This is a genomic window from Aminicella lysinilytica (assembly GCF_004362975.1).
Classification (GTDB): domain Bacteria; phylum Bacillota; class Clostridia; order Peptostreptococcales; family Anaerovoracaceae; genus Aminicella; species Aminicella lysinilytica.
This window is the reverse complement of sequence record NZ_SNXO01000075.1, coordinates 1-1,166: the sequence shown is the minus strand read 5'-3', so window position 1 is coordinate 1,166 and position 1,166 is coordinate 1. Positions and strand designations below refer to the sequence as shown.

1 protein-coding gene is annotated in these 1,166 nt (G+C 42.2%); it reads right to left on the bottom strand.

What is annotated here, in order from left to right:
• The coding region (gene istA, locus EV211_RS10500; protein WP_133529387.1) for an IS21 family transposase at positions 1-1,102 on the bottom strand (1,102 nt) is incomplete at its 3' end.
• Positions 1,103-1,166: the final 64 nt, after the last annotated feature.

Genomic DNA, 1,166 nt, shown 5'->3' with positions numbered 1-1,166 from the left:
TTGTATCAGTTATTCTTAGATCCACCTTTTTGTTTACATACTGATATGGACATGAATAGCGATTGTGTTCGAACACGATATGATAATCGATATTCACTTTTCTACCATAGATCCATGCGGCTATTTCATATGGAACCGCAGGAAGCTCATGTAGTGACGGCTTTTCATCCATGTATGCCGAGTATCTGGTACCATCTCTTTTCTGGAATTTCTCATGATTGAATTCATAAAGTTTCTTTGCAACAGCTGCATCAAGATCCTGGAAGGAATAGAATACTTCATTTCTAAGTTTAGCTATTATTGCGGTCGCAATCTTGCCAACAGTACCTTCCACAGATGCTTTCTGTTTGGGTTTGCGTACGCCTGCAGGCATTATGGCGGTCATGTAATGCTCACCCAGTGCCTCATAATTTGCTGTAAGTACGATCTCGCCTTCTTTAGGATGAGACACTACACCTGTTTTAAGATTATCGCATACCAGTCTGGTAGTGACACCTCCAAAGTACTCGTACATCCTGATATGGCAACGCAGGAATGTATCCATTTTCATGTCGGTAACAGGTTCTACGTATGAATACTGACTGTACGGTAACGTTCCAACAAAGAGATACACAGTTACTACCTCCCCGGTAGAAGTGTCCATATAGCTCATAGTAGGTCCTGACCAGTCGACCTCTGTCACGACTCCCGGTTTATGATCTATGTGATTGGTAAGTTTGTTGGCGATAGTGTATTCGGAATATCCCCTGCAGAATTTGGTGTATCCCATAGATATGCTGTCTTCAGCTCTGCACTTGTCCTGATACTCCTGCCAGAGCAACTTTAAAGTCACTCCTACGCGTTTCAATTCTTTATGTACATACTCGTAATCCGGCAGTGCATAAAGATGCTCCACAGCGAACTTATCGGGATAGAACATGCGGTATACCGTTCCTTCCGAAAGATCCTTCACATCGCTATATGCGATGCTTTTTTCGTCAGCGATATGTATCACATCGCTGACAGAATGTCCTGAAATGTGCCTTGTTGTAGCAATAGTATTTCTCGACAATCCTGCGGCACGAAGCTCTAGTATGAGCTTCACATTGATTTTATTGGCCATTATTGTTGGCCTCCCTTCTGTATATTTGAGTTATCACTCATGTATATTGTACAGAAGTTCTGTA